Annotated in this window: 21 protein-coding genes; 12 read left to right on the forward strand and 9 right to left on the reverse strand. The window is 64.4% G+C overall.

Annotated elements, in window-relative coordinates:
* Positions 1-140: 140 nt before the first annotated feature.
* From AC57B1_RS04255 to AC57B1_RS04290, 8 genes are all read right to left on the reverse strand, one after another.
* Positions 141-494, reverse strand: coding sequence for a hypothetical protein (locus AC57B1_RS04255; protein WP_496416713.1), 354 nt, complete (start codon positions 492-494; stop codon positions 141-143).
* Positions 495-643: 149 nt separating this feature from the next.
* Complete coding sequence (locus tag AC57B1_RS04260) at positions 644-1,375, reverse strand: hypothetical protein (RefSeq protein ID WP_496416714.1); 732 nt, start codon at positions 1,373-1,375, stop codon at positions 644-646.
* A gap of 248 nt (positions 1,376-1,623) precedes the next feature.
* Entirely contained in the window at positions 1,624-2,805 is a 1,182-nt protein-coding gene (trfA, locus tag AC57B1_RS04265; protein ID WP_496416715.1) for a plasmid replication initiator TrfA, read from the reverse strand.
* Positions 2,802-3,272 (reverse strand): hypothetical protein, encoded by a 471-nt coding sequence (locus AC57B1_RS04270; protein ID WP_496416716.1) that lies wholly within the window; start codon positions 3,270-3,272, stop codon positions 2,802-2,804. The genes trfA and AC57B1_RS04270 overlap by 4 nt, the downstream gene beginning before the upstream one ends.
* Positions 3,273-4,374: 1,102 nt before the next feature.
* Entirely contained in the window at positions 4,375-5,562 is a 1,188-nt protein-coding gene (locus AC57B1_RS04275) for a hypothetical protein (protein WP_496416717.1), read from the reverse strand.
* 45 nt (positions 5,563-5,607) lie between these two features.
* Positions 5,608-6,198 carry a hypothetical protein gene (locus AC57B1_RS04280; RefSeq protein WP_496416718.1) on the reverse strand — a complete coding sequence of 197 codons (591 nt, stop codon included), beginning with the start codon at positions 6,196-6,198 and terminating at the stop codon, positions 5,608-5,610.
* A gap of 380 nt (positions 6,199-6,578) precedes the next feature.
* Positions 6,579-6,863, reverse strand: a complete 285-nt coding sequence (locus tag AC57B1_RS04285; protein ID WP_496416719.1) for a hypothetical protein — start codon at positions 6,861-6,863, stop codon at positions 6,579-6,581.
* The gene (locus tag AC57B1_RS04290; protein WP_496416720.1) at positions 6,860-7,114 is read right to left on the reverse strand and encodes a hypothetical protein; all 255 of its coding nucleotides are present in this window, start codon (positions 7,112-7,114) and stop codon (positions 6,860-6,862) included. Before AC57B1_RS04290 ends, AC57B1_RS04285 begins: the two co-directional genes overlap by 4 nt.
* Before the next feature lie 489 nt (positions 7,115-7,603).
* Between AC57B1_RS04290 and AC57B1_RS04295 the strand changes: the two genes are divergently transcribed.
* From AC57B1_RS04295 to AC57B1_RS04305, 3 genes are all read left to right on the forward strand, one after another.
* Positions 7,604-7,825 (forward strand): hypothetical protein, encoded by a 222-nt coding sequence (locus AC57B1_RS04295; RefSeq protein ID WP_496416721.1) that lies wholly within the window; start codon positions 7,604-7,606, stop codon positions 7,823-7,825.
* A 164-nt stretch (positions 7,826-7,989) separates the two neighbouring features.
* Positions 7,990-10,863, forward strand: a complete 2,874-nt coding sequence (locus AC57B1_RS04300; RefSeq protein ID WP_496416722.1) for a hypothetical protein — start codon at positions 7,990-7,992, stop codon at positions 10,861-10,863.
* A 164-nt stretch (positions 10,864-11,027) separates the two neighbouring features.
* Positions 11,028-11,996 (forward strand): hypothetical protein, encoded by a 969-nt coding sequence (locus AC57B1_RS04305; protein ID WP_496416723.1) that lies wholly within the window; start codon positions 11,028-11,030, stop codon positions 11,994-11,996.
* Between the two features lie 250 nt (positions 11,997-12,246).
* Here AC57B1_RS04305 and AC57B1_RS04310 read toward each other — a convergent pair whose 3' ends face one another.
* On the reverse strand, positions 12,247-12,654 hold the full coding sequence (locus tag AC57B1_RS04310) for a hypothetical protein (protein ID WP_496416724.1): 408 nt from the start codon (positions 12,652-12,654) through the stop codon (positions 12,247-12,249).
* Positions 12,655-12,880: 226 nt separating this feature from the next.
* Here AC57B1_RS04310 and AC57B1_RS04315 point away from each other — a divergent pair, with 226 nt between their 5' ends.
* The 9 genes from AC57B1_RS04315 (at position 12,881) to AC57B1_RS04355 (ending at position 25,648) form a co-directional block, all read left to right on the forward strand.
* Complete coding sequence (locus tag AC57B1_RS04315) at positions 12,881-13,618, forward strand: hypothetical protein (RefSeq protein WP_496416725.1); 738 nt, start codon at positions 12,881-12,883, stop codon at positions 13,616-13,618.
* 60 nt (positions 13,619-13,678) lie between these two features.
* A complete protein-coding gene (locus AC57B1_RS04320) occupies positions 13,679-15,232 on the forward strand; it encodes a hypothetical protein (RefSeq protein WP_496416726.1) in 1,554 nt (517 codons plus the stop codon).
* Positions 15,233-15,375: 143 nt separating this feature from the next.
* Entirely contained in the window at positions 15,376-15,852 is a 477-nt protein-coding gene (locus AC57B1_RS04325; protein ID WP_496416727.1) for a hypothetical protein, read from the forward strand.
* Entirely contained in the window at positions 15,849-16,490 is a 642-nt protein-coding gene (locus AC57B1_RS04330; protein ID WP_496416728.1) for a hypothetical protein, read from the forward strand. The genes AC57B1_RS04325 and AC57B1_RS04330 overlap by 4 nt, the downstream gene beginning before the upstream one ends.
* Positions 16,491-16,503: 13 nt before the next feature.
* Positions 16,504-17,010 (forward strand): hypothetical protein, encoded by a 507-nt coding sequence (locus AC57B1_RS04335; protein WP_496416729.1) that lies wholly within the window; start codon positions 16,504-16,506, stop codon positions 17,008-17,010.
* A gap of 149 nt (positions 17,011-17,159) precedes the next feature.
* On the forward strand, positions 17,160-19,859 hold the full coding sequence (locus AC57B1_RS04340) for a TraM recognition domain-containing protein (protein ID WP_496416730.1): 2,700 nt from the start codon (positions 17,160-17,162) through the stop codon (positions 19,857-19,859).
* A gap of 568 nt (positions 19,860-20,427) precedes the next feature.
* Positions 20,428-24,330 (forward strand): autotransporter outer membrane beta-barrel domain-containing protein, encoded by a 3,903-nt coding sequence (locus AC57B1_RS04345; protein WP_496416731.1) that lies wholly within the window; start codon positions 20,428-20,430, stop codon positions 24,328-24,330.
* Positions 24,331-24,466: 136 nt separating this feature from the next.
* On the forward strand, positions 24,467-24,826 hold the full coding sequence (locus AC57B1_RS04350) for a hypothetical protein (protein WP_496416732.1): 360 nt from the start codon (positions 24,467-24,469) through the stop codon (positions 24,824-24,826).
* Positions 24,827-24,847: 21 nt separating this feature from the next.
* Positions 24,848-25,648 (forward strand): ankyrin repeat domain-containing protein, encoded by an 801-nt coding sequence (locus AC57B1_RS04355; RefSeq protein ID WP_496416733.1) that lies wholly within the window; start codon positions 24,848-24,850, stop codon positions 25,646-25,648.

Genomic DNA, 25,648 nt, shown 5'->3' on the forward strand with positions numbered 1-25,648 from the left:
CCGATCGAAGATTGCAACAAGCCGCGAGCATGGGACGTTCGGACGCGCTTGCGCGACCCCCAAAGCAGATGGGGGCCTTGCGGCCCCCTGCACGCCCCTTCGGGCTCCCCGATGATCAGGTGCTTTGCACCCTGCTTCGCTCAGCGCACGTTGCGCAGACGGGCCCCGACGTTCTCCGTCATCGCCGCGACACGCATCAGGATCGGACGCCCGTCGTCCGGAACGACGAGCGCGCTCCCACCGTCGCCCAGCCCTGCGCTCAGCCGGCCGTTCACGGTGGCCACTGCTCCGTAGCACGTGTTCGAGAGGGAAGCGGTCAACGCGGGAACCCCCGCAGCATCCGCGGAGGACGGGATGCGATCGCAGACCGCGGTGGCGTCCTGCTGAACGTCCGAGAGCGACGTCGGGATCGTGAAGCCCGTGGTGGAGCCCAGCGCGGCGCTGCCGGCGCCGAGCGCAAGGGTGGACAGAACGAGGGTTTGGGCGAGACGCATGGTGGGGTTTCCTCCTGGGGTGCCGCTGCTCGATCGGCGCGGCTTACACCTCCAGTACTACCAGGTCCCCCTCCTAGGTCAATGGAGGAAGGCGAAATATTTCGCCTGCCGCCATTGCCGTCAAAAAGCGCGGCGCCCGCCTCTGGATGTCACGGCCGGACCGTTTTGATGATCTCTTGCAGGCGCTTGATGGACATCACGATCAGGCTCGTGGGGATCCGCAAAATGATGCCGTCATCGTGCACGACAAAGCCCTTCTCCCTGAAATCAGCAACCTCGCGGCGGAGCTTCGGCATTTCGATCGTGTTCCTCTGCCAGCCGTTCAAGTAGTCGTTCACCTGGTCGAGCCAGTCCTCCCACGGCATGCCTTTCCCTTCTGCGTCGTGCGCCACCGCCATCAATGCGATCTGCACCTCGGTCAGTTTCTTGTACGCGGGCCTGATCAGACCTGCCAGGCTCGCCACGGTTTCCATGGCTTCGTTCCAGGTTTGCGGGTCGAGGTCCCCATGAAGCGCTTTCGCGAGGCCACTCAGCAGATGGTAGATCCCGAGCCAACGCCACGGCCCGAGGGCGTGGTTCCTCGGATCGAGGAGGTCTGCTTCCACCAGGTTGACGTCGATCGCGACGACCGACTCCGGCAAACCTTCGTCCCAAGACGGTCGTCCCTTGATCAACTCACGGACGGTCATGCCCTCCGGGATGACGATCTTTACTCCTGGCCAGCGCCGATCGACGTATTGCTGGGTGGTCAGCATCGAGTTGACCAGTGAGAACGTCAGGTCTTGCACCTCCTTCTGACTGGGTTTTTTGTGCCTAGCCCTGGTGAGCACCGCCTCGACCAGCGCGTCCGTCAGCATGAAAGTTTCCTGTTTGTCGCCCATCGTCGTCCCTCGTCCGTTGTGGTGGAGGAAGTGTGCCCGAGGTCGGCACGGACCGACAAGCACGTACGTCAGGTGCAGTAGGCCGAACGTCGGAAAAATGTTGCGGGAAATGCGCAAAAAGTTGCGCGAATGCAGGGCGCATGAAAAACGGCCCCGAAGGGCCGTGGGTCAGGCGCTGGCCTGGTGGATCGGTCGGCGGTGCGGCGCGCGATTCAGTTGTCAACGCACCTATGCCTCTCCAGTTGGTGTTAAAGCGCAACATAGGCGCGTTGACGTGCTGCCGCTTTCTCCGCGGCCGATCGTCTGTCCACCTCGCCATATTCGTTCACCTGGACGCGATCGCGGGGCGATTGCGGCACGCGCGATGCCGGTGCGCAGTCGGCTCGCACCGCAACGACGGGTTGCGAGGTTGCTTGCGCCACCGGTGCCGGCGCTGCCATCACCGGTGCTGCCTCTTCGGTTCGCTTCGGAGGGACGATCCGGGAGTTCGTCGCTTTCACAACGATCAACGAATAGTCGCCGTTCGCTTTCTTCTCGACCCGGCTTTCGGGTGCGAACAGCGGAGGGTCGCATTGCTTCAACTCTTCGACGGCCTTGATCACCCGAGCACGGAAGTTGGTCATCGGCGTGTCGGGGTTGCTGCCGCTGCGTTCCAGCAGGGTGGTCAGGTTCATCGGAAACGGCGTGCTGCTCGTGGAGTAGTAGTCGTGGAGCCAGCGTGAAATGTCAGCCCGGAGCGAAACCTTGCGCTTCAAATCGATCTCGCACAGGTCTTGGGTCAGCCACTCATACACCTGCGGATTGATCGCCACGTAGGCGCGGCCATTGGCTTCCCGCCCTGCGTCGTTGATCAGGTGGACCCACCGCTCCTTGCCATCCCCGGGGTTGACCATCAGAAACGCCGTCATCAGACGCTTGAGCGATTCAATGATGTTGTCGTTGCCCTTGCCATCGCTCAACGGGCGTTCCAGAACACGGCACCAGTCGTTGAAGGAAAAATGCACCTGAGCGCCGATGGGCTTGCCCGACTGCCTGCACCACGCCAGCGCCAGTTCCCACACCTCACAATCGTTCTGATCCATATCGTGCCCACGATACTTCACATAGTATTGTTCTGATTCCAGCAGAACGCGCTCGCGCACCATGTTGCGAGCGTCCCCTGTAATCCGCGCGCAACCGAACAGCGCGCTGCGCACCATTGCGTTCGGAACCATGTTCAAGTTACCCGGCCACGGTTTGGTGCCGTTGGGTGCGACGATTGCCGCTTCCTGTTGCGCTTTCGGGTTGATCCCGAGGTCGGTCGCGGGCGTGATGTTGCCGCGCGTGGGAGCCTTCATCCCGGAACGTGCCTTTTTCGTGGCGCGCGCGGCCGGCGTGGATGCCCGTGCCGACGGGTGCGGGAAAGCCGATTGGCGGGTCGTCGTGTTCATGCGAGCACCTTCAGTTCAATGCCAAGACCCAAACGCTTGGCGGTTTCGATGATGTCCGCACGCTGCCGTGCAAGCACCTCGTCGCGCCGTTGGCCTTCAGCGATGAACGCCTTCTTGAACCGGGACAGACGTCCGTCGCAAGCTACCGTAAAGATCGCCCGTGCGATCTCCGTGCCGCGGGCGCCTGTGGTCGCCACCAGATCGGCGAACGCCGCGGACGTGTCGTTGTTCATCGTCGCGCTGACCATCGTGGACTCTCCGGTGAGGCGGGCGCTTTGCTGACGCTTGATCTCCTTACGGATCAGAGCGCCGAGGGAGGCGTCGGCTAGGCATTCACGTAGGATCACCCGCGTGACGCGTGCCCGGATGATGTCGAACGTGTCGGCCACCGCGTCCAACTGCTGGACCATGGCGTTCGGCAACTTTGGGTGAACAACGCTCGGCGAGTGGGTGGTGAGGCGAGGCATGGTGGTCTCCTGCAAGGTCATACCCCAGGAAACCAAAACCGACAGCGGTCGTCAAACAACAGCGTCATATTCCGGCACTTTTTTCGGAAATATTTTGGACAGTTGGGCGAAGCCCTTCCCGCTGCGTGCCATCGGGGTTGAGCGAGCACCCGCGGGTTTGAAAGTTGCCACACGGGTCGCCTCCCTCCGAATCCGTCCTCCCTCGCTTCGCCGACCGCGGGTTTGAAAGTTGCGGAACGTCGAAACCGCGGGTTTGAAAGTTTTTTCCAAAACGCGAAACCCAAGCCAGATAAGGGTTTGAGCGCGATTTTCGGCCCCGTACAGTACTAAAGACTACAGGGGGTGCGCCCCGGCAGGGGCGCGCACCCCCCCTGTACCAAGGTATCAAGAGGAAAACTCTAGAGAAAAATCGTGGGAGGGTTCTCGGGTGAACCCGCCTTTGGGCGGTTCACCCGAACCCACAGCGGAGAAACAACGCGGTCTTGCTCGGGACCTTTGGTCGTGAAGGGGATTCCACATCCCCTCCGGGAAACCCAAAACCCGGGCGGCTATCGCCGCGGGGCACTTCACCCCGCACTCGCCTGGCGGCGAACGACGCGGGGCCTTTGACACGATCACGGGTTTCCTGATGCGATGCCCCATGAATCAGGGTGCATCGCACCCTGCCTTCCGCTCCCGCTGGGACCGGGGAGTTGAAATAACACCCCGTCCGCTTCCCAACACCCACCTGACGCCGAACGGTGCAGCCTTTGCCACGATCACGGGTTCCCTGATGCGGTGCCCCATGAATCCGGGTGCACCGCTTTCCAAGGTGCCTCGCACCCTGCCTGCCCCCTGCCTTCCGCTCGCGCTGCGACCGAGGGGTTGAAATAGCACCCTGCCCGCCTCCGACACCGCAGGTGCGCGCCGGGTGAGTGGGGGCCGAAGGCTCCGTCCGGTTGTGGCCGGTTGCGGGTTTGGTGTTCGCTCGGGCCAGCAATCCCCGCGCGCCTCGCCAGGCCCTGACCAAAAAAAAGCGACCCCTGGCGGGTCGCCTCAAACACACACCGCGTTCCCAAAGGGCCGTCGCGCTGTTTCATTACGCTGTGATATTACCCATCCTTTATGGCAGGAACGCTGCAAGCCTGGACGCCAGCGTTGGCTCCAACGCATTGCCGCCGTCCGCCGTGTGCAGCAGCAACGGCGTCACCCCGTCCGCCTCCCGGAACACCTGCCGGAACGTCGCGTCGAACACCGGGACCAGCAACGTGGACGACCCGCCGTTGGGCTCGTAGCACCCGTTGTACGTGCCCGCCGGCATCCCGTCCGTGAGGTACGCCGGTTCGGTGATGCCCGACGGGATCGCGACCGAGCAGGCCGTGACCGCGTTCTGCTTGTACGCCGACAGGAACGCCGGGATCGAGGCCACGCCGTTCTTCAGCCCGGCCGCGTCCGTGCTTACGATCATTTGAATCGTCGCTTCGTAAGCCGGGTACACGGTCATGTCGGTCGACGCCGTCGTGATCGGGACGATCAGGTCCTGCTGCGCGTAGCCCAGCACCGTGGCTTTCGACGGCACAGGCAACTGGCTGACGGTCGTCGCGAGGCCTTCGTTGAACCAGCGTTCGAGCGAGCCCGAGGCGATCGCGCCCACCGCCGTCTCGGCGTAGACGTGGGTCATTTCGTGCCGGTACAGGTCGAAGTAGCTCGTGCCCACCGGGGCGTTCAAGCTCGTCGCGCCCGGGTACCGCGCCGCGAAGTTGGCCGAATCCGCGCTCATCACGTCGAGCGCCCGGAACGCGCCCTGCCCGCTGACGCCCGTCGTGTCGTCCCCGACGCTCGCGCCCAGCGTGTTGTCCGCGCACACCTGGACTTTCGTGCCGTCGAACCCGACGACCGAGGTGTCCAGGCCGAAGTACGACTTGATCGCCCCGATGGATTGCTCGGCGTAGTCCGCCGCCAAGGCCTGCGCCTTGTCGCTGACACCCGTGGTGGCGTAGACCAGCGTGTTCGGACCGACGTAGACCGTCGTGCTGGCTTTGCCCGCCTGGCAGTTCGATTGCAGGTACGTGGTGCTCGCGTCGAACGCCGTCGGGTAGTTCGCCGTTTTCTCCGCCGCGATCGCGGCCGGGACGGTGTACGTGTCGAGCAGCGACTGGCCGGTCGTGCCGGTCGTCGTGGTGCCCGTGCCCGTGTTGCTGGATCCGCCACCCCCGCCTCCGCCGCACGCGGACAGGGCGATCGTGAGCGCGGTGGCGCTGAGCAGGGTGAGCGCGTGAGCAGCGCGCGTGGTGATGGTGCTTGTTTTCATGGGTTGGTCCCTCGCACTTCCGTTGATCGTTCGGCCGTGGGCGTCTTACTGCACGCGCCAGCCGTTGTTCGTCTTCTGCATCACCGCTTCGTCGGGCACCGGCGCGGCCATGCCGACGAGCTTGAACTTGTCCCGATCGACCCATCCCGGCAGGTCGGTGTATTGCCACGTGAACTTCACGTCCGTCAGACCTTCCGTGTCTTTCCCCGGGACGGTGAACTCTGTGACGTCCTGCACCTGGCGAGTACCCACGCAAAACCCCTTCTGCGCGTCCCATGCCTTGGCGTCCTTGCCCTTGTCGGTCAGGCTGATCGTCAGCACCGTGCCCATGCCACCGCCGGGAAGCACCTGCGGCGCTTCCGCGATGCTGGCGATGCCGCTCGACTTCAACCCGTTCAGGATCGCCACCTGGTCCTTCTCCATGCCTTGCAACGGGATCCGGATGGGCCACTGAACCGCCTGGCTGTTCTGCACGCTCCAACACGCTTCCTGCGGCTTCGCTTTGAAGTAGTCCGCCAGACCGTCTTTCAGATCCCCTTTCGACGGACCCCCGCTGCACCCGCTGAGCGCAAGGCTCAGAACAACCCCGATCGCACCCATCGCCCCCAAAGCGATTTGCTTTTTATGCGTTTTCATTGCTTCACGTCCTTTCTTCTTCGTTGCTTGTTTTGATCGTGTTCAACGTCGGCCGGCCCGTTTCGTCCGGCGGCGTCCCGCGGCTCACCGGCCGCTCGCGGCAAGTGTAGGACGCTGTCATGCGAGAATCAACACAAAACATCAACCCATGACGTTTTGCATCACCATCAGGGAAGCGCCGAAGACCGGTGGCGTGCGCCTGCCGGGGCCAAAAGCACCTGGGGCGCCCCGCCTCGCTGCCGGTGGCCATGGGGCGGTGTTGGTGCCCACGCCTCCGGCGGGGTGGTGTTGGGGTTCCCGCAGGGGTCCGGTTAGGCCCACCGTGCTCCACCGCAGGTTCGACGTTCCCAACCTTTCCCACCGTCCCCGCGTTTGCCGGATCAAGGGGCCACCCGCCTCCCGCTTTTCATGCCGTAGAACCCACCACCGCCCACGATCTCCGCCGCGAGGCTCGCCAGCACCGCCAGGTGCGGACCGCCCTGAAAATCGCAGCAGAACGCGCCCAGCAGGGAGAACGCCACCGGTTCGCTGGGGCGGTCGAAGTCCGCCCGCAGGTGGGTGCCCGTCGCCGGGCCGGTGAAGCGCGAACCGGTGACCTCGATCCGGTCGAACACCCACGGGAAGATGCACCGCTGGTAATCGGTCGCTTCGTCGATGGGGATCATGACCGTGCCTCCGCGCTGCCCTGCGATGCCCGGGTGACGTTCGTCAGCGTGCCGCCGGCCGCGAACATGGCTTTCTGCCAGGCCTGCTCCACGTGCTTCGTGATGAAGCGCTGGGCGCCCGCGTACGTCTTGCGCTTGATCAGGTCGAACCCACCGTCCGCGTGAACGATCTGAACCTCGATGATTTCCGTGCCGCGGTCCGGCGCGTTGACGTGGATGTAATGCCCTTTGTAGCCTCGCGTGACAAACATGCTCTTCCCCTTGCGTTGTGTTGCCTTGACATGCACCGGCTCCTGGTGGCGGCCCGCTGTGGACCTTGCCGTTGTTCCGGAGAGCCAGTGCCCTGCTGGTGTGCTGCACCGTTTTCCTCATGTCCGACCCGGGCCTGGGTTCGGCGACGAGCGGGTGAGCGGTCTAGGAATCAAGCGGGGAAGGTGGTGCGGGCCGGAGGGAGCGGAGCGAACGACCACCCGGTTCCCCGCGCCTTGATCGCGCAGACGCCGGTGCCAAGGTCCCGGAGTGGTCGGACGTGAAGGGGGTGCAGCGCAGGTCGGGGGATCCGGAACGCCTCGCGGCGAGCAGCGCCGGTCCTGCCGGCGTCGTGCTCATTTGGCAGGTGCATCAGCACCTCACAAATAGTTCAAGTATTTCGCCCGTAGCTATTGCTTAAGCGCTGGCTCGAGTTACGGTGGTTCATGGCCTCCACGACGACAGCGAGGCGACAACCGAGGAAAACCATCATGAACCGCCCCTTCGACATTTCCACCCCGCCCGCCCGTCCGTATTGCCCGATCCTGGGCGAGGTCCAGCAAGGCGCTTTGCGCCGTGCCCACGGGATCGCCCGCCACGCCGGCGAGGACGATGTTCGATCGCGCAAAGTTGACCTGCGCAAAGCCCGCCAGCGCAGCGTCGCGGCCCTGAAACGTTCCGGCGTGGACCGGACCTTGGGTTTCGCCTACTGACTTTTTTGCGACACGTTGGGTGCAACGCACCCTGTTACGCGCCGTTACTGATTTTTTTCAGCCAAGGGCCTTCGGGCTCTTGCGCTGTTTCGTGAAACCGCTAGTTTCAGAGGTACAGGCCGTGCACGGGCGCGGTTCCACGCCATTTTCAGGAGGAGACCATCATGGCTGATGTCGATCAACGCGAGCGCTCGAAGCGCCGGTGGGAAACTGTTCCGGAGCAGTATCAAGACGCGGCTTACGCAAAATGGAAGGAGCGTTACCGGACGGTGAACGTGGCCATGTCGCCCCTCGAGGCTGCGAAGGACGTCCAGGACGGGTTTCCCGTGGACGCCGACGGTCAACGCCTCTCCGGGTTTTTCGACGCCGGCCACGAGGTCGAGCAACTGCGCCAGGCGCACGCCGACTCCGGCATGAACGACCGCGGGCTGCGCGGCCTGATCGCCGCGGACTTGCAGCAGCGGTACACCGAACGCCGTCAGTCGCTTGAAAGCGCGTTGCGCTTCGCCACCGGGCCGGATCACGTCCGGCTTTCGCTGTTGAGCGATGCCGAGCGCGCGTCCGTCGAGGAACATATGGGACGTCTGCGCGACCTGCCCGACGCCGACCAGCGGATCGAAGCAGCGAAGGATCGCTTCGCCGACCTGCAAGCGTACGACTACGCGCACAACCATCCGATCGCGAACCCGGATCGGGACTTCGAGAAAGCCCCGCTGTCGGACCGCGAACGGTTCAACTGGCTCTACGGGCGCGACAGCGAAGAGGACGGGAAGCGTCAGCAGCCCGATCGCGCGTTGTACGATCAGAAAGAGTACGAGGCGCTGATGTACAACGCTCAGAGCAGCGACCGTGGCGTGGCCATCCGCCAGATCGAGCCCCTGCCCCGCCCGGCGAACGACGTGGACGTGTCCGTCCGCGAAGCCATCCGGCTGGATGCGGCGCACGCCGTGGAACAGCAGAAACAGGCGGAAGCCCGCGCCGCTGAGCGTGCGAAGGACATGCCGCCCACGTTCGAGCCGCGGGAGTTCAAAGAGCAGGCGTTCCAGCCGGAACCGGACCACCGCCCGCGCGCTACCGACGAGGGCGAGCGGTTCTACCGGGGGACTCTGAAAGAGACCGGGGAAGCGCTCGTTCGTCCCGACGATCCGACCAGCATGTCGCCCTACGCGCGAATCGAAGGTCGCAACGGCGAGGACTGGAAGGTCTTCGGCGTTGGTGTGCCGAAGGCCATCCAGTCGGGCAAGATCAGCGTCGGCGACACCCTCGAACTGCGGAAGATGAACATCGACGAGGGCGGTCGCTGGGTCGCCAAGCCCCACGACTTCGAAGCGCACGATCAGGCTCAGAAAGCCGAGCACGATGCCGCGCAGGTCGTTCGCAAAGACGAGTTCACCGCCGCTGAAGCGAAGCGGTTCGAGACGTTCAAGGTCGCAGCGGAAGCGTGGCAAGCGCGGAATCCGACGGAACAGAAAACGCTGCAAGGGTTTTCGGACATGCTGGACGCGCCCGCTGTGCCCCGTGCCGACGCTCAGGACGAGCCCATCGCACGTGCCGCGACGCGCGCTCAACGTCGCCTGGACGAGATCCTGGGACGTGTTCCGAAGACCGAAGCACCGGCGCAAGCGCAGCAGAACCCCGCCGCGGCTGGGGAAGGGATGGCGGCGGAGGTCGACCGCGTCCGTGACGAGCGCGATCAGCGCCTGGGGCTGAACCAGCCCGCTGCTGCCGCACCCGCGCAGCAGGACGCCCACGTGCAAGCGCTCACGCAGCACAAGAGCGACCAGCAGGTCCTCGCCGACACGCTGGACGCCGCCGGGACGACCATGCGCACGGGCTTCACGAGCGACAAGCAGAACGTGTACTTCGACTTCAAGGTCGGGGGCCAGGCCGTCAATGGCCACGCCGCGTGGAATCCCGAAACGATCGAACTGGGCAAGCAGCAACAGCCGAATGCCATCGACGCCTTCACGTCGTCCGACGGTGGCCGGCTCGAGCAGGCCCTCGGTCACCCGGTGAACGACGAGACCCGGTCGTTCATGAACGACGCACTGCACGCTTACGTCGAACGCTCTGCGATCGACACGATTCAGCGCGACGGCTACGTCGTGGGGATCCCCAACTTGCCGGACCGGAACGGCCTTGCTGCGAAGCTCGACGCCCGTGCGGCCGAGGTCCAGCAGGACGAGGGCAAGTCCCAGCGTCAGGGCGATGCCGGAGCGGTCGCGGTCCCCGGCGTTGCGGTCGAGCATCACCAGGCCCAACCCGTCGTCGAGCAAGCCGCCCAGGAGCAGGCTGCTGCGCGTCCGGCCGTGCCCAACCTGGCGAACATCGGTGAGCGCGTGGACGCCCGGCAAACGTCGGAGCAACCCGCGCAGGAACCGGTGAAGCCCGAGGTCGAGGTGCAGGCCCCCGTCGTGGCGCAAGCCGCCCAGGAGCAGAGCGCTGCGCGTCCGGTCGTGCCCAACCTGGCGAACATCGGGGAACGCGTGGACGCCCGGCAGACGACGGAGCAACCCGTGCCGGCCCCTTCGCAAGCGCAGGAGCCGATGAAGCCCGAGGTTGAGGTGCAAGCCCCGGCCGTGGCGCAAGCCGCTCAGGAGCAGAGCGCCGCGCGTCCGGTCGTGCCCAACCTCGCGAACCTCGGTGAACGCCTCGACTCACGTCCTCCGGTCGAGCAGCAAGCGGACGCGCGGAAGGCGGAGCAGCCTGCCCCGGTGCAAGCGCAAGCTCAGCCGGAACCTGCGCAGCCGGCGGCCCAACCGGTCGCTGACCAACAGGTGAATCATCAGGCGCCGGCGAACGTGCCGGACCGTGCCGCGTTTGCGTCGAAGCTCAACGCCGACGTGCAAGCGTTCAACGCCGAGGCGATCCCAGGGCTGAATCGGCTGTCGTCGTCGATCGAGCGCATGTTCGCGACATCGCGTGCGCTCGAACAGACGCTCGCGAGCACGCAGGACGTTGCCCCGTTGGAACAACTGGTCGCGCAGTCGCAGGCGCCGAGCGAGGGGATGCGACTGCGGCACCGTCACTCCCTGTGATCGGTTGTTCCGCTCTCGAAAAGCCCCGCTTCGGCGGGGCTTATTCAAGGCTTTCTGATGATCGATACCCGGGTGCATTTCACCCTAAATATTTTCCGATCAGCCGTTGACTAAAGTTTTTAATGTGGTTTCCTGGAATGGAGTAATCAATCAGGGGACGCACCATGCGCCGCTTCACGTTCCACCGGACACCTTCCAACGATCCGCTCAACGCGTCCTCGACGCCTCGTCCCGCTGAATCAGGACTGTTTTTCGGATTGCAGGCCTCCCAGAAAATCACCGGTCCGCGCTACACGCCCAAAGCCATTCGCCAGCGGTCACTGAAAGACGTCCCCGCCCCCATCGCGAAATACCTGCACGCCCCCGCCATCGTCCGCCGTCTGAAAGTCCTCGACGCCGCGTTCACCCCCGACGGTTTTCTCCGAATCAAAACGGATTATCTGGTGCTCAGCGTTGAGCAAAACCGGACGATGCGTTTTGGACCGGAGACCATCACCGCGAAAGCGTATTTCGAGCGCGTGATCGAACGCGGTGACCTGATCGACGCGGTGGTGCTCCCCCATGTCGAAGACGGGAGCCATCCGATTGAGGCGTTCTGGATCGACGTGCGTTATGTCGGTGCTTCCCCGTCGGACGGCTGGGGAACGATGAAAGAAGACGGTCAGTTCGCGATGCGTGCGAAAGCCGGCGAGAAAGCAGAGCGTGTTGTGACGCGCCTGCTGCGCGACACCGCGGGACACACCTTCGAAGAGGGTGCGTGCGAGACGCCGGGGTTCTTCGAGATCCGCTCGAAGGACAAGCGGATCCGCCGACCGGACCGCGTGTGCCTTTGCTGCGGAATGACGGTCGAAGTGAAGAAGCGCAACAACGACAACGACACGAACTTCGTCGTGTCGCACAGCGATCGCCGGTCTTTCCACACCGAGAACGCTGCGAACGGGGTCCACGCCTTCGTGTTCGCCGACATGCAGCCCCGCTTTGTGGCCAACGCCGACATCGCCCGCGCGCTGGTGAACGGGCGTTACACGAACGGGCAGGGAACGCACGACCGTTGGGCCGAGATCGACCAGGACGCGGTGCGCGTGATCGAGCCGCCCCGGTGCAACGCGGTGATGCTGCAACGCGCGGCGTAAAACCCTCCAAACCTTTGGGCGGCTGACGCCGCTGGGCACTCCCGCTTCGCGCCGTTCCTGGCGGAGCGGTTTTGACGTTTGCGCCGTGCGCTGGCCCCGCCTCCGGCCTTCGGCGCCGTGCGGGGTGACCGCCCTCTTTTCCAGGTTTCCAACGGGACGGGGAAGGCGTTCGCCGCGTCCGCGCTTGATGAGCGGAAACGAAAAGCGGAGCCGAAGCTCCGCCTGTTCGGACGAACGTTGAGGCGGCGATTCAGTGGCTGAACATGCCGATGATGAAGCCAGCGGCCAAGCCCGAGATCGTCCAGAGAAGAATGCCCTTCGATGACGGCTTTTTGGTGTCGTTCATCCGTGCCTGCATCTCCTTGCGTGCGCTCTCGTGCTTCTCCACGCACTGTTTCTTCGCCAGTTCCGTCATCCGGATCTGCCGCCGGGCACCCTCCGGATCCTCGGCCATGCGTGCCTGCTCGCTGGCGATGCGACGATCGGCCGAGGCCATGTCCCGCTGAAACTTCAGGTCCATGTACTCGATGTCGTCCGCGGTGGGCGTGCTCCGTTGAGCGTTCTCCCTGCTGTGCGCAAGACGCGCTTTCACGTGTCGGATCGACCCGTTGAGCGCTCCGCACATCCCCAAAAACAGCATCCAAAGAAAAGTGGTCATGGTGTCCCCCTGATAAGTGGTTGTGTGTGGTTCAGTGAACCAGACGGTTGGCGAATGTCAACCGCTGCAGCCTCCGTCTTTTGCTCTAAAACGCTGACGGCCAACGCCTTGGCGCCCACGCCACAAAAGTAGGTGCTTTTCACCCCAAAACGCTGGACTTCCTTCCCAGGTTTTGTATGTACGAAGGATGGGCGCCTTGCCCGATCAACCCCAGGAGGAACGCATCATGAAGATCCGTTACAAGAGCGCTGGCACCAGCGCGACCATTCTCGCCGTTGCTGTGAGCGTGCTGGGCATGTCCGGCTGCGCGTCGATCGCTGGGGGCTCTCAGTCGATCGGTAACGCTGTGGGTGTACAGGACCGCACCACGGCGTCCACCGTGGGCGGTTGCGTCGTTGGTGGTCTCGCCGGTGCCCTCGCGGGCGGCCTCGCGAAGGGCTGGGTGGGGGCCGGCATCGGCCTCGCCGGCGGTTGCGCCGCCGGTGGCTTCATCAGCCGTGAAGCGAGCATCCAGCAACAACTGAAGGAAGCGCAGGAGCAGCAGAAGCAGATCAACGCCACCCTCGCGCAGTATCACGCCCAACTGGCGGCGGTGGTCTACACGAAGCAGGTCGCGAGCGACGAGAAGACTGCCGAGAATCACAAAATGGAAGCGTGGAACAAGACCGTCGTGCCGATGCCTCCGGGCCACGGTCCGGACGTGCAAGCGGTGCTGAAGAAGGTCGCCTCCCTGACCGCCGCGTCGAAGAAGGTGCCGCACATCGACGTCTACGTGAAGAAGGCGGACGAGCAGGCGTACAGCGATGCGCTGAACGCTGGCCTGCAGGGCACCAAGGTGATGTTCGCGACGCACATCGTCACGAAGAACCCGCACCTGGACGTGACGCCGATCCCGGATCCGGCTCCTGCCGCAACGACGACCGCGCCTGCTTCGGGCACGGTCTACCAGCCGGCCGCGAAGTAAGCGCCGTGCATCACGGGGCGGTCCGCCGCCCCGTTCCTACAACGAAACAGGAGGAAGACCATGTCCCACGTAGAAGACGTAAACGATCCCGCGCTCGCCGCCATGCTCGCCGACGTTGCCGACGTTGCCGGCGATCCGGGCGGTCCGTTGGCGCCCGAGCAAGCGGTTGCATCGGTCGAAACCGCTGGTATTGCGGTCCCTGTGCGTAAGGGCTTGAGCCCTGTCGTTCAGGACGCGCTCGAAAAACGTGCCGCGCTGGTCGCAGCGTCAGAGGCCGTACTTCGTTCCGTCGAAGGAGAAGCCGGCCTGTTCACGATGGTCGATGGGATGAACCGCACGCTCGACGGTGCACGTCTGATTTTTGGCTCAGTTTTCAGCCTGCCCAAATACACCGTGGAACGTTTCAAGGGGGCCGAGATTATGGAAGCCTCTTCTGAACTGTATAAAGCGATGCGCACGGGCGAGGCGTTCAACATCGATCCTTTTGTCTCGCTGAACGCGCAGATTGAAGCGTTAGCCGCTGCGCACCAGGCGTGGTTGGTTGCGAGGCAAAACGTTTCGCACGCGCTCGATGAGCGCAATGCACGCTTCAACAGGACCGCCTTGTCTCTCCCAACCGAGTATCAACAGGCCCGCGAATCGGCCGCGACGTTGAACGAAGCCATGAAGGTCCTGCGCGGAGAACTGACGTCCATGGGCGATTTCGCCGCCGCTTACGAGCGGGCGCTGGACGGCGACTGGTCCGCGGTCGAAACGTGGCAGAGGACCCATCAAGCGAAGCTCGAACGGGCGCTTGCTGCGTCTGCGAAGTCCGCCCTGCCCGTCGAAAACACCGAACCGCAGGTCCCTCCGGCGACGTCAGAGTCCGACACGACCGACCATGCTATTCGTGCCGGTGACGATGAAATCCTGGCGCCGATCCCGCTGGAGCAGATGGGCCCGCCGGTCAGCAAGGCCGTCGCTGGACCGCTGGATCAGGCCACGGACGCGCCCCTTCCCGCTCGGACGTTGGACGAGGCCGAAGCCGCTTTCGCGCAGGCCGAAGCCATGCCGGACGACGATGCTGTCGCGAAGTCGCTCGCACTGTCTGAAGCAGCCGAAGCCACGAGCAACGCTGCCGACGCACTCCCCGACGAGGCGGACGATCAGGACCCGATGGACGCCCTGTTTCAGGAGGATCCGTTGCCGCGCGTCACGCACGCCAGCGACCCGCTTGCACCTCGTGACGCCCAGTCCCCGTTTGGCCCGATGGCGTTCCTGCACAAGCACTTCTACGCCCTCGCCGGCGGTGCGGCCGTCCTCGTCCTCGGGGCAGCGTTCTTCATCGGTCACCTTCACCGGGCGGAGCCTGTGCCCCTGCCTGTGCCGGTTGCGGCACCTGCTCCCGCTCCGGTGGTGCAAGCGCCTCCGGTCGTGCCCGCTCCGGCGTCGGCCGCTCCTGCGGTGCGCCCTGCGCCTGCCCCTGTGAAGCCAGCGATGGTGAAGCCCACGCCCGCTGTCGCGCCGACGCCGACGGTCCGCAAGCCGTCCCACCTCGTCGAGCATGAGCACGTCACGACGATGCACGAGACGAATCAGGCGCTGGATCAACTCCGCCAGAAGCTCGGCGAGTGACCCACCTAGCCTTCCGGAACGCCCTGCTTCCCGCGGGGCGTTTCTTTTTCAGCGTGCAGGTGTTTTTCACCCTGGTGGATGTTGACACGCCCGCCAGGTCTGTTTTTATGGAGGGACAACGACAGAACTTGATGGAGGAACCGATGAACCCAGCCGCCGCTTACGTGCCGCTCGCGCAGTATTCCGCGCAGCCCAACCTGCCGATTTACGACCCCTCACTGATGCTGATGATCGGCGTGCCGTCGCTGATCGTTTTTGCGCTGCCGCTGCTAATTTTCGTGCTGCGTTGGGTGCGGTTCGCAACGTCGTCGAAAGACGACGGTTCGACCGTCTCGGCGCCGGGCTTCATTCACACGTCGCTGACGCTTTTGACGTTGCCGCTCGTCGTGGCGCTCGCGTGGCTGGTGGTGTTCAACGCAGCCGCATGGCAGGTCGCGGGCGGTTACGACTGCTCCGACGCCACGCCGGTCGTGCATCCCCGTCTGGGACGCGCATCGCCGGACTCCAACCTGTGCTTCAACCTCGGCTCCAAGGTCAACGCGAACGCGACCGGTGTCGCGCACAGCGCTGAGGACGCCGCGAGCGAAGGGATCAACGTGTTCACCGGAGGTCAGCGATGAGCCATTTCGACAACGAGGGCGCGACGCCCGTCTCCCCCAAGGGCCTGCTGATCAAGCTCGGGGCGCTCGTCGCCGGGCTGGCCGTGGTCGGCTATGTGGGGCTTCGCCTCGGTCACGGGGACGTGAGCCTGCCGAACGTGCCGTTCGTGGGATCGGCGCCCTCTGCCCCCGCCGTGCATGTGCTGACGCCGGAGGAGGACGTGCAAGCGTCGATCAAGGCGAACCCTGCGCTGGTGAGCCGTCAGGCGTGCATGAACCTGAATCTGAACGCGCCGGCCGTGCTGACGATGCTGTCGCACCCGTCGGCCGCTGACCTCGACGGGCTGTCGAACGACGAACTGCGTTCGATGGCGTTCACCTTGACCACGCTTGTTCCGGGACGACCGGTTGCAGCGATGGGGACGATGTTCACGAACCACGCCGCTCTGGTCAATCACCTTGTTCAAGCGTCCGCGTTGCCCGTCTTCGCAAACCCGAACGGGGCGGAAACCCGGCGCGTCAACGCTTACCTGGACACGTGCCGTTCGATGTACCCGGGCCGTGACGAAGACGCTGCGGCGTTCGTCCGGGTGCGTGCCTACACGCTGATGCGGGTCGGCTTCAACGTTATGTCGCTCGTGCAACGGCATGGCCAATAAATCAGGAGAAGACATGGAAAACCAAGCCAAACCCCGTTCGATGTTCTCGGTGGCCAAGGAATGCCTGGCGCTGTGGTGGGCGTTCAACCGTGGGAAGGAAATCCTGATGGAAAACGGGACGCCCTACCCGACGTTTCGCAGATACAAAAACAACGACCCCCGCAAGGAGGTCCTGTTCCGCGAGGAGCTTTCGCAGCGCTCCCGTCTGTTCGATCGCATCGGTCGCCTAGTGTTCTTCGCCCCCGAGGACATGGAGTGCCATTTGGATTTCTTCATGGTCCCGGGCGACCGCCGCCACAAGGTCGGAGTCTTCCGGGACATCGCTGCGAAGAACGTGCACGACAACCAGACTCGGGTGCGTGTACGCGAACTGCTGAGCAAGAAAGCCGCGAAGTACGGGGTCGTGGTGGTGCTGCTCGGTGCACTCATCGCGCCGCGTTTTGTGCAGCACATGACCCCGATCCATCTGTTTTCGGGATCGGCCGCCAGCCTTATCGGCGCGTCGTTGCAACGTTTCTAAAAATTCAGGAGGAGACCATGAGCAAGAATCCCACGAGCCGCCAACCCATCGAAACCGGTGTTCTCGGTCGCGCTTACGCGAAGGACCTGGAAGCCATCCGCGATGATCAGCATGCCAAGCACGTCGAATACTTCACGTACCACCTTGGCGTGCGCGAGGACGACCCCCGCGACGTTCCGCACGACCTGCGCGACACGCAATCGGGGAGCCAAGTCACGTCGAACCTCGCGCCCATCTCGTCGGTCGTTAAAAACGGCAAAGGCGACGAGGACGAGATCGCCCACGGTGGCTCGTCCCTGGTCGAGAGCCTGATTTTCTATTCGCACCCGTTCTTCACGCTCGCGTCGATGCTGATCGTCGCGTTCCTGTTCGGCGGTTCTCCGCTGCTCGGACTTGCGTTCTTCCTGGGGGCGCAAGCCGCCTACGCGCATTTCACCATCCCTCTTTTCGGGCGCAACTGGCGCTACAACATGCGCCCAACGGTGAATACCACCGTGTCGATCGGGATGGTGCAAGTGCTGCTCGCCATGGTGTTGCCCCCGTCTTGGGTCGCCCCGCTGCTGATCGTCGGTAACATTGCGATGTTGGCCCGTCCGTTCCTTGAAGGTCGCCATGTGACCCGTGGGCTGGGTCGCCGTCCTCTGCCGGTGCAGGGTTACTTCCCGCCCGACTTGCGCGACGAGAAGAAACGTCGTGCCGAGCAAATCGAAGGGGCTAAAAGCCTCGAAAAGAACGGTCCTTTCATCACGCTCGGGTATGCCACCGGCCGCTTCCGCGAAGAAGGCCACCCGTTCGCCCCGGATAAGGGGGCTCCGATGGGCGCGTCGGTGAGCGATTTTGGCAAGCACTTGGCGGTTTTCGGTAGCACCGGTGTCGGTAAGACCTACGGTACCGCTCGTCCGTTCGCGCAGCAATGGATGGCTCTCGGTACGAAGAGGACGATCATCGCCAACGGGGTGAAGCAAATCGTTTGGCGCAACTCCGGCGGGATGTTCATCATGGACGGTAAGGCGGAACTGGGCCGTGACCTGATTCGCGACGCCCGCAAGATGTCGATGGAAAAGCTCGGGATCGAGTTGATCGAGATCGGTACCGGCGACGGTTGCGTGCCGATGGCGATTCTCGAAGGGCAGAAGCCGGTGGACCTCGCGCAAGCCCTCGCCGACATCGCAGGTCAAGAGAAAGGCGGAAATCCGTTCTTCACGGCCAGCACTTACAAGTGGATCCAGGTCGCAGGCACGCTGCTGGAAGCAGCCATCGACGTGCAGACCGTTCGTCTGGACGCGATCGCTCAGAACCTGAAGCACCCGATCACGGGTGAGGTGCTGGGGTACACGAGCTACAAGCACGTCCTCGACACGTACAAGAAAGCCGGCAAGCCGCTGCCGCAGTGGGTTCGGGACACCTTTAAGCGCGATTTCATCTGGATCTGGCCGCACTTCGAAGACATGTGCAAGGACTTCATCCTGGACCGGGTGTTCCTCGAAGGAAAACTGCCGCTGGACAGCAACGGGAAGGAGATCACGAGCTTCGTGAGCCATGCGCCCAAGATGCCTGCGGGCGGTCTCGTCGCCCAACTGAAGGAACTGGACTACTACAAAGCCGGTGATGCGAAGGGCGTTATGCTGGACACCGCCATCAAGTACGCGACGCGGTTTTTGCCCGATATGGAGTTGGAAACGCGCAAGAACATTCTTGCGACCGTCGGTTCGTGGCTGGACACGGCCAGCACCTGCGAAGCGCTGATCGACTGGCTGCAACTCGAGACTGGGGCTGACGTGACCGCCTGCATGCGCGGTGGGATGGTGGCTTTGTCGCTCTCGGTCACGGAGCACAAGAAGGCCGGTCAGTTCTTCCTGAACCTCGCCAAGCGCCGGTTCTTCAACGCCATGCTGTCGCGTCCGTCGGATTGGGCGAAGGATCCGGCCCAGCGCCCGGTACTGCTCGAAGTGGACGAAGCGCAAAGTTTCATCTCCCGCGATGGGGGAAGCCCCGAAGAAGCGATTTTGCAAATGGCACGCTCGAAGGGTTGCGTGGCGTTCTACCTCACGCAATCGTACGCTGAGTACGCCAACCGTCTTGGTGAGGCGGGTGCCAAAGCCTTCGCGGGCAACTTCAATTCGTTCATCACCTTCGAAGCCGAACTCAGCACCAAGGAATGGGTGCGTGACCGCATCGGCACGCACCGCCTCTTCGAGTTCAAAGGGCTGAACGCGGGAGACGTTGCGCACGACAAGTTGATGCCGCAGACGACCGTGGATGATCAAGACGCTATGCAGCGCCTCCACGCCGAAAACGCGTTTGCCTTGACCTACCCGACCGACGTCGTGCTCACGGACGACGACAAGAAGGAACTCGACGATGACGGGCACAAGAGCCATACGGGGCTGCACATGCGCGCCCACCTCGCACGGATGTTTACGTTGGACCTGGTTCTGAAAGCAGTGCCGGAAGCCATTGGTGCGATGAAAGCGGACCTGGTGCTGCTGCAAGCGTGGGTGAAGCGTCAATACCACGCTGTGCTGCGCAAGAGCGGTGCCAAAACGAAGACCGAGGACGAGAAAGTCGTCACGCCGATCCCGTTCTCCGCGCATGAGAAGGACGAAGTATCGGGCGACAACTCGATCGAGCCGTTCTTCAACAGTCGCCGGTACGGGCTGCTCAAAGGCAACTTCGTGTGTGTGGCGAGTTTCAAGCGTGGTGGTGGCGCTGTGCGCGAGGACGTGATGGCGTCCATCGGCGTTCTGACCAACCAGCAGATCCGCGACCTCGCGTCGCTCCAGCCTGGTGTCGTCACGGTGTTCGATGAACTCGATCGCTTGGGGATTGCGTACGACCAGGCCGCGTGATAGTACGAAGGTTCCTCCTCTGTCGGTCACATCCAACCGACAGTTGCCCGGCGAGAGCCGGGCTATTTTTTTGCCCCGCGCACCCTCGCGCACTCCTCGAGACGGAGCGGCTAACGCCGCGGGTCCCTCACCCGGGTGCACCTCCGGTGATGACGCCGGGCTCCCTCGGACACGACGCTCTGCTTCCACGCCAGGGGACGGCGCGTGAGCGGGTCGCCCGGACGCGAATGCGGCCCAGGTTTTGGTGCCCCGCCGATCCGCTCAACCCTTCCCACGTCCCTGCTCTCCCCAGTGGTTTTCGTCGCCGTGCAGCCCTCCCCGTAAAGGCTCACCCGTCGCTTGCGAGCATCCCGCAAAGCCTCACCTTTGCCGGCACCGAACGTCTTGTCGCGGTCCGCGCCACACCCTGCGACCTTTTTTTGCCGTACACGCCCGTACGCGCTTGCCAAGCTCTTTCAGTCGGTTACTTTGGGTTGAGACCCCCCGCGCAGAACGAGGGGCAGCCTCGCAAACGTCAGGTGCTCTTGCACCTGTCATCGTTTTATCAACCTTCTGGAGGAGCCCCCCCATGAGCAAGCCGTTCAATCCCACGTCGTACAACCTGCGCCGCTCCGCGGTCAGCATCGCGACTCTCGCAGCACTCGCCCTCGCCGCCCAAGGCGCGCAGGCCCAATCGGTGGTCGTCACCTCGTCGACGCCGTCCGTGGACATCACCGGCGCCACCGGTGCGCAGTTCGGACCGGACGGGAGCACCGTCATCGACAGCGTGACGAACTCGGGCACGGACGCTTCGAGCGGTGCGAACGGCGTGGACAACGCCGCTTCGATCACCAGCATCACGACCAGCAGCGGGTCGTCCACGACCGGCCAGACGAACGGGATCTCGAACACGCAGAACATCGGCACGATCACAAACAATGGGACGATCGGTCCGAACGGTATGTCCGGCAACGCCGGCATTCTGAACACCGGCTCGGGCCACATCGGCGCGATCGACAACAAGAGCGGCGGCGTCATCGGTAGCGGTATGGCCGCGCAGTACGCGATCGAGAACGATGAGGGTGCGAGCATCGATACGATCATCGACGAGAGCGGTGGCTTAAAGATCGGCCTGATGAACGGGGAAACGTACGTGCTGAACGGCGGCGCGATCGGCTCGTTCGAGGAAGATGGCACGCTCAGCGGCGTCATGTCGGGGATGACCGGCTTCTTCGTCAACGGCGCCACGGGTTCCGTCCAGGACGCCACGATCGGCGCGACGGGCCGGGTAACGCTCAGTGGGACCACGCCGGGCTACGTGAACGAAGGGACCACGACGAACGTGAACATCGCAGGTATGCTGAGCGCGGGCGGTGACGGGGTGGTCAATGGTTCGCCGACGAACACCACCGCATCGATCGCCAGCATCGATGTGAGCGGCCAACTGAACGGGCAGGGCGGCAATCAAACCGGCGACGGTATTCACAACTACGCGCAACTGGGCGATGTGACCGTCGAAACCAGCGGTACGCTGAACGGCTCGGGCGTCGGGACCGCGGCGTTCGACAACGAAGCAGGCGCGACCGCGGGTAACTTCACGGACCTGGGGTCGTCCGGCGCTGAGGGTGCTGTCGTCTGGAACAAAGGCACCATGCAAAACGCGACGATCGGAGGCTGGGTCTCGTCGTCCGAAGCGTCGGTCATCGACAACGAAGGCGTCATGGGCGACCTGAGCGTCACGACCGGTGCAGTCGCGCAGACGCTCGCAACGGACGACTTCAACGCGGTGATCAAGAACGGCACCAACGCGACCATGTCGTCCATCCAGGTGAACGGCGACGTTGCCGCCTCGTCGGGTGTCGGTATCGAGAACGATGGCACGGTCACGAACGGCATCACCACCGGCACCGGCGGCACGATTTCGGGCACGACCGGCATCGTGAACAACGGTGACCTGCCGACCCTGAACGTTGGGGCAGGCAGCAACGTCATGGGTACGGTGGTGGCTGGGGTTGCGCTCAACGCCGGTTCCACCACGGTCAGCGTGAGCGGTGTCCTCGACGGTTCGGGGGCGACCGCCGACGGTCTCGACGTGGGCGCGGGTGCGAACGCGACCGTGACCGCACAAGGTTTCGGCTCGATCGCAGCGTACGGTTCGGGCAACGGGGTGAACGTTGCGTCCGGCGCGACGGCCGACGTGACGGTCAACGACAACGCCAACGTCGAAGCGTTTGGCGCTGGCTCCGCGGTGAACACCGCCGGCAACCTCAACCTGACGCTCGTCGGCCGCAACGCCCAGGTTTCGAATCTCGGCAATGGGTCCGCCATCACGGTCGCTCAAGGCGGCAACCTGACGCTCACCGCAACCGGGTACAGCGCCGCCGGTGCTGGTCCGGACATCTCGTCCGGCGACGGCACCGCGCCGACGATCGACATCGCGGGCACCGCTGCGCTCGACCTCGATGCGCTGGTGGCGAACACGGGCAACGGGACCGCTGTTCAGATCGAGAGCACCGGCTCCGTGACCTCCTTCAAGGTCCAAGGGGTCATCGAAGGTGCGATCAAGAACCTGTCGTCGAACCCGCTGGTGATCGACGGTGCGGACACGTACACCGACGGTAGCAGCGTCAACGGCGAACTGGGCCTGCTCACGGGCGCCGGCGTACTCGGTCAGTCCGTCATCGAGAGCACCGGCGACGTGACGTTCGCGTCCGGGTACACCGTGTTGAACGATTCGGTGACCGCCCCCAACGTGAACGTGTCCACCGGTGCCACGCTGGTCTCCCATGCGCCGGTAGCGATCAACGGTAACTTCAACGTTGCTGACGGCGCGGGGCTGGTGTCGCAAGTCGTGAACGGTCTGGACGCCGGTTACGGTCAATGGAACGTCACCGGCAACTCGACGTTCGCCGGCTCTACCACGGTGACGCTTGCCCCCTACACGACCTTCGGGTTCGCGGACGGACAGCGGTATCTGATGGTGAGCACCGCCGGCACGGCGAGCTACAACCTGCCGGGGATCGCGGCCAGCGCACTGGGCTACTCCGGCACGGTGACCGCTGAGCAGGTTGGGAACAACCTCTACGCGGTGCTGGGTTCAACCTCGACGGGCACCGGAACCGGCACTGGCACTGGCACTGGGACCGGAACGGGTACGGGCACCGGTTCCGGCACGGGTACGGGTACTGGCACCGGAACCGGCACGGGGACCGGCGGCGGGACGGACACGGGTGGTGACACGACCACCACGTCCCCGACGTCGCCCACCGATCCGACCACCCCCACCTCGCCGACGAGCCCTACGGGCCCGACGTCGCCCGCTGCACCGGTGGTGCACAGCGTCGCAGGTCTCACGCAGACCTCGGTCGCCGCGTCCAACGGGATCGTGCGGTACACCGGGTGGAACAGCGCCGGGCTGATGAACGCTGAAAACGTCGTGCTCGCCATCGAGCAGAACGGGACCGCGCGCCAGGTGACGCAAGCCGGCACGCAACTGGCCGCGATCCCGCACGCGCAAGCCGGCAACGCGGCGCTCGCGATCACGGACGGCGCCTTGGGCGTGGTTGCTGATCGTGCGGAAGGTCAGCGCGCTGCGAAGCAAGCAGGTGCCGCGATGGGCAACGGCGTGCAGACCTGGGGTCAAGCGTTCGGCGGTTCGGAGCAACGCGGATCGACCGACGGCGGGACGTTCGGCGAGGTGAGCGGTTCGCACCTGACCTACGGTGGTCTGGCGGTCGGTGTGGACAAGGCGGTCGGCAACGGTGACTGGCGTGTGGGCGGTGCGTTCACGTACGCCCACGGTCAGAGCAATGCCACGGGCGATGCGAGCGGTCAGGATCTGAACGTGAACGCGTTCGGGTTCACGCTCTCCCAGAGCTACGCTCCGGGTCGCTTCTACGTTGACCTCGCGGAAAACGTCAGCATCCACCAGTTCGACGAAAGTCGTTCGATCAACCTGGCGGGCGTGAGCGCCGGCGGTGCCAGCGGTCACTTCTCGGGCCAGTCCTACGGTGCTCGCCTGGAAACCGGTCTCCCGCTGCTCTGGAAGAACGGCATCGAAGTGACCCCGCTGTTCGGATTGACCGTGCAGCACGTCAACCTCGGCGGCTACACCGAGACCGACGGTGGTTCCGGCCTTGGCCTCGCTGTGAACGGGGCGAGCTACACGTCGGTGCGTTCGACGCTGGGCGTGAAGGTGTCCAAGGCTTTCGAAACGAAGGCTGGGACGGTGGTGCCGTATGTCCGGATGGGCTACGTGCACGAGTGGTCGGGCAACGTGCCGAACACCACCTCGACGTTCAACGGTGACGCCACGGGCGAGACCACGTTCACGACCGTGAGCGCGAGCCCGGTGCGCAACATCGCCGACGTGTCCGTGGGCGCCACGCTCTACCGCGCCAAGGGCCTCTCGCTCAACGCCCAGGTGAACGTTCAGGCAGGGAGCCGTTACACCGGTGTTGCCGGTGGCGTGCAGGCGAAGTGGGCGTTCTGATCGTCCAACCTTCATGCAAAGCCCGGCCGCGTGCCGGGCTTTTTCGTTGCTGTACGCCCCGCCTCTCTTGCTTTTTCCCGCCCGTCTGGTTCCCTGGAGGGAGCCAAAGCATCGCACCAACGTCCGGAGGACCCCCATGCGCGCAGCCGTCGAACTCGTTTTGCCCGTCATGCGCCTCGGGGAGGTACGTCCCGGCCGCGGGTCCGCCGTCTCGATCGACGTGATCGTTCCCATCAACGGGAAGGACCACGTCGTCACGTTCCATCGCGAGGTCAACGGTCGCAAACGCGGAACGTGGGCGAGCGACGAGCCTGCGCAGTTCGCCGCCTCCGGTTATTACCGCATGGTCGCCGCCGTGCTCGACGCGCTCGGTCGTGCCGGGGGCGATTACGACCTGTCGTTCTGCCGGACCGTGCTGCAGGACCTGCACGGGTATGTCTCCGCGGTCGCTGACGCTGCGCTCGACGAGTACGACGACCAGGTCGCCGCGGCCTGACCCACATCCCGGGAGACGACCATGACGACGCGCGAGGGCTGGTTTTATGTGCACGACACGGATCCTCTGTTCCTCGCGCTCCACGGGTTGGGGGCGATCGTCCCCGCCATCGCCGCGGTGAAAGCCGCTGGGGTGGACCTGAACCGGATCGCGTATGACCACGAGGGGGATGGCGTCGAGGTGCAATCCCTGCTGGACATCGCGCTGGCCAATGCCGGCGCCGATGCGATCGTGGCCTTGCTCGCGGCCGGTCTGGACCCCAACGCGCCGGACGTGAACGGCATCCTGCCGCTTTTCCTGATCGACGCGATGGTCGTCGACACGGTCGAAGCGTTCATCGCCACCGGCGCCCGGGTGAACGTCAGGAACGGTGAGGGACGAACGCCGCTCTTCCGGGCGTGCTACGACGACGTGCCGATCGACACCGTTCGCGTGTTGCTCAACGCGGGGGTGGATGTCAACGCAACGGACGACCATGGCGAAACAGCGTTGCACGAGGCGACGTCGAACGCTGCGGATCCCACCGACCTGGTGCGTCTGCTGATCGACGCGGGGGCGGACGTCAACGCCGCCGATCTGGACGGTCGTGGGCCTCTGCTGAACGCAGCGCTGTGCGATCAGGTCGCGTGCGTGCGGCTTCTGCTCGAGCGCGGCGCGAGCGCGGTGCGGGTGGTGATGCACCCGGATTTCCCGAAGGGGGCGACGACCGACGCCGTGAAGGTCGTGCGTGAGGCGGCGGCCGAGGAGGAACGGCGATCCCTGCGCGCCGTGGCGGATGGGGAAGTCGGGGATGTGATCGGGGTCGAGCGCCGACGGCTGTGA

This window comes from Paraburkholderia sp. BGA-UO-ETr-F21, from assembly GCF_059567925.1.

Excerpts from the sequence above, each read along its gene's own strand:
- AC57B1_RS04295 (WP_496416721.1), top strand. The coding sequence starts at position 7,604 with ATGAACCGCCCCTTCGACATTTCCACCCCGCCCGCCCGTCCGTATTGC.
- AC57B1_RS04275 (WP_496416717.1), bottom strand. The coding sequence starts at position 5,562 with ATGAAAACAAGCACCATCACCACGCGCGCTGCTCACGCGCTCACCCTG.
- AC57B1_RS04280 (WP_496416718.1), bottom strand. The coding sequence starts at position 6,198 with ATGAAAACGCATAAAAAGCAAATCGCTTTGGGGGCGATGGGTGCGATC.
- AC57B1_RS04285 (WP_496416719.1), bottom strand. The coding sequence starts at position 6,863 with ATGATCCCCATCGACGAAGCGACCGATTACCAGCGGTGCATCTTCCCG.
- AC57B1_RS04325 (WP_496416727.1), top strand. The coding sequence starts at position 15,376 with ATGAACCCAGCCGCCGCTTACGTGCCGCTCGCGCAGTATTCCGCGCAG.
- AC57B1_RS04345 (WP_496416731.1), top strand. The coding sequence starts at position 20,428 with ATGAGCAAGCCGTTCAATCCCACGTCGTACAACCTGCGCCGCTCCGCG.
- AC57B1_RS04300 (WP_496416722.1), top strand. The coding sequence starts at position 7,990 with ATGGCTGATGTCGATCAACGCGAGCGCTCGAAGCGCCGGTGGGAAACT.
- AC57B1_RS04320 (WP_496416726.1), top strand. The coding sequence starts at position 13,679 with ATGTCCCACGTAGAAGACGTAAACGATCCCGCGCTCGCCGCCATGCTC.
- AC57B1_RS04290 (WP_496416720.1), bottom strand. The coding sequence starts at position 7,114 with ATGTTTGTCACGCGAGGCTACAAAGGGCATTACATCCACGTCAACGCG.
- AC57B1_RS04305 (WP_496416723.1), top strand. The coding sequence starts at position 11,028 with ATGCGCCGCTTCACGTTCCACCGGACACCTTCCAACGATCCGCTCAAC.
- trfA (WP_496416715.1), bottom strand. The coding sequence starts at position 2,805 with ATGAACACGACGACCCGCCAATCGGCTTTCCCGCACCCGTCGGCACGG.
- AC57B1_RS04260 (WP_496416714.1), bottom strand. The coding sequence starts at position 1,375 with ATGGGCGACAAACAGGAAACTTTCATGCTGACGGACGCGCTGGTCGAG.
- AC57B1_RS04335 (WP_496416729.1), top strand. The coding sequence starts at position 16,504 with ATGGAAAACCAAGCCAAACCCCGTTCGATGTTCTCGGTGGCCAAGGAA.
- AC57B1_RS04330 (WP_496416728.1), top strand. The coding sequence starts at position 15,849 with ATGAGCCATTTCGACAACGAGGGCGCGACGCCCGTCTCCCCCAAGGGC.
- AC57B1_RS04270 (WP_496416716.1), bottom strand. The coding sequence starts at position 3,272 with ATGCCTCGCCTCACCACCCACTCGCCGAGCGTTGTTCACCCAAAGTTG.
- AC57B1_RS04350 (WP_496416732.1), top strand. The coding sequence starts at position 24,467 with ATGCGCGCAGCCGTCGAACTCGTTTTGCCCGTCATGCGCCTCGGGGAG.
- AC57B1_RS04310 (WP_496416724.1), bottom strand. The coding sequence starts at position 12,654 with ATGACCACTTTTCTTTGGATGCTGTTTTTGGGGATGTGCGGAGCGCTC.
- AC57B1_RS04355 (WP_496416733.1), top strand. The coding sequence starts at position 24,848 with ATGACGACGCGCGAGGGCTGGTTTTATGTGCACGACACGGATCCTCTG.
- AC57B1_RS04315 (WP_496416725.1), top strand. The coding sequence starts at position 12,881 with ATGAAGATCCGTTACAAGAGCGCTGGCACCAGCGCGACCATTCTCGCC.
- AC57B1_RS04255 (WP_496416713.1), bottom strand. The coding sequence starts at position 494 with ATGCGTCTCGCCCAAACCCTCGTTCTGTCCACCCTTGCGCTCGGCGCC.